This window comes from Paenarthrobacter sp. NEAU-H11 (genome assembly GCF_050573415.1).
GTDB lineage: Bacteria > Actinomycetota > Actinomycetes > Actinomycetales > Micrococcaceae > Arthrobacter.
In genome coordinates this window covers 1-6,971 of sequence record NZ_JBNZGA010000033.1, presented here as the reverse complement: position 1 = coordinate 6,971, position 6,971 = coordinate 1, and the positions used below count along the sequence as shown (strand labels likewise).

At 65.7% G+C, this 6,971-nt stretch carries 4 protein-coding genes; 2 read left to right on the top strand and 2 right to left on the bottom strand.

What is annotated here, in order from left to right; genetic code table 11:
- Both ACQ3DC_RS21005 and ACQ3DC_RS21000 read left to right on the top strand, forming a co-directional pair.
- Positions 1 to 1,473 (top strand): amino acid permease (locus ACQ3DC_RS21005; protein ID WP_430753126.1); only part of this gene is annotated, 1,473 nt, incomplete at its 5' end.
- A gap of 20 nt (positions 1,474 to 1,493) precedes the next feature.
- Positions 1,494 to 3,239 (top strand): thiamine pyrophosphate-dependent enzyme, encoded by a 1,746-nt coding sequence (locus ACQ3DC_RS21000; RefSeq protein WP_430753125.1) that lies wholly within the window; start codon positions 1,494 to 1,496, stop codon positions 3,237 to 3,239.
- Between the two features lie 150 nt (positions 3,240 to 3,389).
- Here ACQ3DC_RS21000 and ACQ3DC_RS20995 read toward each other — a convergent pair whose 3' ends face one another.
- Both ACQ3DC_RS20995 and manD read right to left on the bottom strand, forming a co-directional pair.
- On the bottom strand, positions 3,390 to 5,675 hold the full coding sequence (locus ACQ3DC_RS20995; RefSeq protein ID WP_430753127.1) for a gluconokinase, GntK/IdnK-type: 2,286 nt from the start codon (positions 5,673 to 5,675) through the stop codon (positions 3,390 to 3,392).
- A gap of 38 nt (positions 5,676 to 5,713) precedes the next feature.
- Positions 5,714 to 6,943, bottom strand: a complete 1,230-nt coding sequence (gene manD / locus ACQ3DC_RS20990; RefSeq protein WP_321215139.1) for a D-mannonate dehydratase ManD — start codon at positions 6,941 to 6,943, stop codon at positions 5,714 to 5,716.
- Positions 6,944 to 6,971 lie beyond the last annotated feature (28 nt).

Genomic DNA, 6,971 nt, shown 5'->3' with positions numbered 1-6,971 from the left:
GACGGCGGGCACGCCCATGCCTCCGAGACCGCCCTGCATGCCGAGGACAAGGGCTACCACAAGAACCTCAAGCCCCGGCAGATCCAGATGATCGCGATCGGCGGTGCGATCGGCACCGGCCTGTTCCTCGGCGCCGGCGGCCGGCTCAACGCCGCGGGCCCGTCCCTGGTCATCGCCTACGCCGTCTGCGGGTTCTTCGCGTTCCTGATCCTGCGCGCCCTGGGCGAACTGGTCCTCCACCGCCCCTCCTCCGGCTCGTTCGTCTCCTACGCCCGTGAATTCTTCGGCGAAAAAGCCGCCTTCGTCTCCGGCTGGTTCTACTGGATCAACTGGGCCACCACCACCATCGTGGACATCACCGCCGCAGCCCTCTACATGAACTTCTTCGGCAACTACATCCCCTGGATGGCAGCCGTCCCGCAATGGGCCTGGGCACTGACCGCCCTGATCGTGGTCCTGGCCCTGAACCTCGTCTCCGTGAAGGTCTTCGGCGAAATGGAATTCTGGTTCGCCCTGATCAAGGTCGCCGCCCTGGTCATCTTCCTCATCGCCGGCACCTACTTCGTCATCTTCGGCACCCCCGTGGACGGCCAGCAAGTCGGCCTGAGCCTCCTCTCGGACAACGGCGGCATCTTCCCCAACGGCCTGCTCCCCATGATCATCCTCATGCAGGGCGTCCTCTTCGCCTACGCCTCCATCGAACTCGTCGGCACCGCCGCCGGCGAAACCGAAAACCCCGAAAAGATCATGCCCAAAGCCATCAACTCCGTGGTCTTCCGCATCGCCGTGTTCTACGTCGGCTCCGTCATCCTCCTGGCCCTGCTGCTGCCCTACACCTCCTACGAAAAGGGCGTCAGCCCCTTCGTCACGTTCTTCGGCTCCATCGGCATCCAGGGCGTGGACGTCATCATGAACCTCGTCGTCCTCACCGCAGCCCTGTCCTCCCTCAACGCCGGCCTCTACTCCACCGGACGCATCCTGCGCTCCATGTCCGTCAACGGCTCCGCCCCGCGCTTCGCCTCCCGCATGAACAAAGCAGGCGTCCCCTACGGCGGCATCGCCATCACCGCCGCCGTCTCCCTCCTGGGCGTCCCCCTGAACTACCTCGTCCCCGCCCAAGCCTTCGAAATCGTCCTCAACGTCGCCTCCGTGGGCATCATCATGACCTGGGCAACCATCGTCCTGTGCCAGATCCAGCTCAAACGCTGGGCCGACAAAGGCTGGCTCGAACGCCCCACCTTCCGCATGATCGGCGCCCCCTACACCGGCTACCTCTCCCTCCTCTTCCTCGTGGGCGTGCTCATCATGGTCTTCATCGACTCCCCCCTCACCATGCTCGTCACCGCCATCGCCTCCGCCCTCATGGTCGCAGGCTGGTACGCCTGCCGCACCCGCATCCGCGAAATCGCCGAAACCCGCGAAGGCTTCACCGGCCTCTCCCCCGTCATCGCCAACCGCACACCCATCAGATAACCGAACAATAAAGAAAGACCATGACAACGGAACCCGCAGCAGCAACCCTGACCGAACCGCGCGTCCTGCACGCCGCCGTCGAATCCTCCGCGCAGCACAAGCTGCAGGCAACCCCTGCGGAGAAGCCAGAACCAGCAACCAAATCCGCGGGCCATGTGATAGTTGATTCGCTGGCCGCGCACGGCGTGGAGCGCACCTATGTAGTGCCGGGCGAGAGCTTCCTCGACGTATTGGATGGCCTGCACGCATCGGATATTGCAACCGTCGTCTGCAGGCATGAGGGCGGCGCCGCCTACATGGCTGAAGCGGACGGCAAGATGAACCAGCGCCCCGGCGTGGCGATGGTGACCCGTGGTCCAGGCGCCGCCAACGCCCATGTTGGCCTGCACACCGCATGGCAGGACTCCACCCCCATGCTGCTGTTTGTGGGCCTGATCCCCTTCGCTCACCGGGACCGGGAGGCCTTCCAGGAGTTCGACATCAAGTCCTGGTTCGACACGGGCGCCAAGCGGGTGATGGTCCTCGACCACGCAGAACGGGCGTCCGAGATCGTGGCGGAAGCCATGTTTGCGGCCATGAGCGGCCGGCCCGGGCCCGTGGTGGTGGGGCTGCCCGAGGACGTCATCCGGCAGCAGATCGATCCTGCGCTGCATCCCGCCATTCCCGTGGCCTCCGGTGGCATGAGCAGCACGGACGCTATCGCCCTCCGTGCTGCACTGGCAGAATCGAGCAGGCCGCTGTTCGTCACCGGCGGCAACGACTGGACCCAGGCGGCGGCAGACCAGCTGACCGCCTGGCTGGAGCGGCACCATATCCCCGCAGCTGCGGAATGGCGGACACAGGGGACGGTGCCCTTCGATTCGCCCTCCTATGTTGGCCCTATTGGCTATGGCCGGCCCCGCCCCACCTACGATCTCCTTGAGGAAACCGACCTGCTGGTCTTTGTAGGGACGGTGCCGGGCGATGTTATTACGGACGGGTTCGTCTGCCGGCAGGACTGGAGCAAAAAGAACTTCCTGGTTACCGTGGATCCTTCGCTCCGCGGCCGGTCGGGCCCGGTCTCCCGGCAAATCCTGGCCAAGCCGGAAGCCTTCGTACGCGACCTCGCGGGCATCAGCCTGCCGGCCAAGGCGGAATGGAAAGCCTGGACCGGGCGGATGCGGACGGAGCAGCAAAGGTTCGCCGCCCTGCCCCCGGCCTCTCCGGCACCGGGCCGGGCGCGGATGGACACCCTGATGGCGAACCTGGTGCCACGGCTTACGGAGGATGCGATGGTGACCTTCGGCGCCGGCGAACACACCAACTGGGCCCACCGCTACTTCCCAACCCGCCGGTACGCCTCCATGATCAGCGCCCGTAACGGCTCGATGGGGTATTCCGTGCCTTCGGCCATCGCGGCCTCGCTGGCGGAACCGGCACGCCGGGTGGTCACCATTGCGGGCGATGGCGAGTTCCTGATGAACGGCCAGGAACTGGCGACGGCGGTCCAGTACGGTGCCACGCCGCTGGTGATCGTCATGGACAACCAGGAGTACGGGACCATCCGCACCCACCAGGAGCGGCACTATCCGTCGCGCGTCTCCGGCACGCAACTGAAGAATCCGGACTTCGGCCTGATGGCCAAGGCCTTCGGCGGTTTCGGGGTCACTGTTACCAAGGACAAGGACATCCCCGCCGCACTCGATGCAGCCCTTGCGGCCATCGAGGAGGACGGCGTTTTCGCGCTTATCCACCTCGTCGTCGAACAGCGCGTCAAGGCCTACTAAACGCCGCCCACGCCCGGCCACCAGGCTGACCTGGCGAGGCACTGGCACACAGCAGCGGACGACGGCGGAGGGTCCCGCCGTCGTCCGCTGCTGCTCTGGGGCTGGATTGCCGGCGGATGGCCTCGTCCCAGCCGTCGGGGTTGACGCCGGTCAGAGCCGGGTGTCGAAGGAACCGCAGAACACGTTGTCGTTGAACGTGCCCTGGAATGCGGACTTGCCCTGGATCTTTTCAATGGTGGCCCGGATGGCCTCGCGGGACCCTGCGTGGGCGTGGACCGCCGTCTTGACCATCGGCACATCGATCAGGTGGTTCGGCTGGTTGAGCGAAACAAACACCGTGGGAACCTCGGTGACGTACCACGGGATCTCAGCGGCCATCGGCGAGGACCACTTGATCCGGATCGCCGCTTCCTGCGCGAAGCCCTTGACGTTCGCGAAGACGAACGCGGCGTCGTACTTGTCCGCGTAGTCGCCGGTGGCTTCCTCGGCGATGATCGACATGAAGTTAACACCGGTCTCCCCCGCAGCCTCCCGCTGGTCCGCGGTTTTGAACAGGTGCACCTCGAAGCCGGCGGCCTGCAGCTCTTCCTTGACGGTGTCCAGGTAGGCCAGCGGATCGGCGCGGGTGAAATCCGCCCCGCCGGAGATCCCGTACAGCCGGATCCTCGGATGCGTCTGCGGCGTGATGGGCAGGTTGTGCGCCGTGTCCTTGACCAGGGTGACGGTCTTGTCTGCAATCTCCGCCGCAACAGCCCGGTGCTCCGCGCTTCCGATCACGGCAAGCGCCGCAGGAGGCGGAACCAGCTGGTCCACAGGCTTGCGGTGCAGCCCCAACGAGGCTTTCAGTCCAAGGATCCGGCGCAGCGCGTCGTGGAGGCGCTGTTCGGTGATGACGCCGGACTTGACGCCGTCCAGCATGTAGCCGAAGTCCTCCGCCGGATTGCGGAAGAAGAGGAACATGTCGCAGCCTGCGGCGATGGTGGCCGGCACCAGGTCCTTTCGCTTCATGGCCTGGGTGAGGCCCACCATCTGCGAGGCGTCGGTAAGGACCAGTCCGTTGAACCCCAGCTCACCGCGGAGCAGGTCCTGCAGCAGCTCCGGGGACAGCGTGGCCGGAAGGATGTCCGCGTCCGCCATGCCCGGCCGGAAATGCCGGGACAGCTCCGGGGCGCCGATGTGCCCCACCATGATGGACTGCACGCCGTGCCCGATCATCTCGCGGTACACGTGCCCGTAGGTCCGGTTCCACTCCTCGTACCCAAATGTGTTGTAGGAGGTGACGACGTGCTGGTCGCGCTCGTCCACGCCGTCGCCCGGGAAGTGCTTCATGGCGCACACCGTCGGGGACTCGCTGATGCCGTCGAAGTATTCCTTGGCGCGCTCCACCACGATCTCGGGGGTGTTCCCGAAGGACCGGGTGGAGATCACCGTGTTCCGCCAGTTGTAGTGGATGTCCACGATCGGCGCGAACGCCCAGTTGCAGCCCAGCGCCGCGGTTTCCGCCCCGGCCACCTGTCCCATTTGCCGGGCGATGGCCTTGTCCGGGTGGGAGCCGGCCTGCAGGTGCGTGGACACGAACGTGCCGTCGTCACAGCTTCCGGCTCCCCCCATTTCCGGGTTCGAGGCCACCAGCAAAGGGATGCGGGTCTTGGACTGCGCATACCGGATGTGCTCGTGCACTGCCGCGGACGGGCCCGGCCGGTACCGCATGCCGCCCACATGGTAGTTCTCCAGCACGCCATCGAGGTACTCCGGGGAGTAGTCGTTGTTGTGGTTGATGAACAGCTGGCCGATTTTTTCCTCGAGGCTCATGCCGGCCAGGGTGGATTCCACCCAGGCCACGGCGTCGTCGTCGAGGTTGAACGGCGCCGCCTGGAGGTCGACGTCGAACTGCCGCGGCCGGGTGCCGGAGGCACCGGCAGGGCCGGCAGCGCCGCCGGAGCCACCAGTTTTGGAGCGCGCGACGACGGCAATTCCGGCAAGTGCTTCCCGCACCACTTCGTCCACGCCGGCAGCGATGTCGACGACGACGCCCGCTTCGTCAGCCTGGAGAGGTTCCAGCGTGGCGAGCTGGGAGTCGAGGAGGGCCGGCGGCATGAAGTGGCCGGTGCGCCCTTCAGTCCGCGCCCTCAGGACCTCTTTGCTCCCGTGCAGGTGCAGGAAGACGGTATCCGGCGCCTGGGCCCGGATGGCGTCGCGGTAGCTGCGCCGGAGGGCGGAGCACGCCAGGACCATGCCGCCGTCGCCCGCGTTGGCCAGCTCGGTGCCCACCGTGGCGAGCCACGGCCAGCGGTCGTCATCCGTCAGGGGCGTGCCGGCCGCCATTTTGGCGACGTTCTCCACAGGGTGGAGGGAGTCGCCGTCGAGGAACGGCACGCCGAGTTCCCGGGCGACGAGGTCGCCAATGGTGGTCTTGCCGCATCCGGACACTCCCATCACGATGATGCGGAGCTTGGTTTCGGGGTTGTACGTGGTCACCAGTCGTGGACCGTTCCGTCGATGAGGCGGTTGTAGGGCAGGTAGGCCTGCTGGTAGGGGTAGGCGGCTGCGGCTTCTTCGTTGAACTCGACGCCGATGCCGGGCTTGTCCCCGGGGTGGAGATAGCCGTCCACGAACGTCATGGACTGCTCGAACACCTCGTTGGTCTTGTCCGAATGCTGCATGTACTCCTGGATCCCGTAATTATGGATCGCCAGGCCCACGTGCAGCTGCGCCGCGAAGCCCACCGGAGAAATGTCCGTGGGCCCGTGGAAACCGGACTTGATCTGGTACTGCGCCGCGAAATCCATCACCTTCTTCAACGGGGAGATCCCCCCGAAGTGCGTGGACGCAGCCCGGACGTAATCAATCAGCTGTTCCTTGATCAGGGTCTGGAAGTCATACACGGTATTGAAGATCTCCCCGATCGCCAACGGCGTGGTGGTGTGCTGCCGGACCAGGCGCAGGCCCTCCTGGTTCTCCGCCGGGGTGCAGTCCTCCAACCAGAACAGGTCATACGGCTCCAGCGCCTTGCCCAGCTTCGCCGCCTGGATCGGCGTCATCCGGTGATGCCCGTCATGCAGCAACGGGATCTCCGGACCGAACTCATTCCGCACCGCCTCAAACACCGTGGGCAGGTGCCGCAGGTACGCACGGGTGTCCCAGTCCTCCTCCACCGGAAACGCACCCCGCCCGGCCGGCTCGTAGTCATACCGCTCCCCCGAAGCCTGCGCCTGCGCCGCCACCCCGTACACGGCCTTAATCCCGGGAACCGCCGTCTGGATCCGGATCGACTTGTACCCCAGCTCCAGATGCTCCCGCACCGAATCAAACAACGACGGCAAATCCGCGCCCGACGCGTGCCCGTACGCCCGCAACCCGTTCCGCGACGCCCCGCCCAACAGCTGGTACACCGGCATCCCGGCCACCTTGCCCTTAATGTCCCACAACGCCATATCCACCGCCGCGATCGCCGCCATCGTCACCGGACCCCGGCGCCAGTACGCGGACCGGTACAGGAACTGCCACGTATCCTCGATCCGGTGCGGATCCTTCCCGATCAGCAACTGCGCCACATGCTCCTTCAAATACGCGGCGACCGCAAGCTCCCGCCCGTTCAACGTGGCATCCCCAATACCCGTCACACCATCCTCCGTGGTGACCCGCAGCGTCACGAAGTTACGGGAGGGACTGGTCACAAACACATCGGCAGCAATGATTTTCACAACAGATCCAGGCTTTCTTAATCGATGG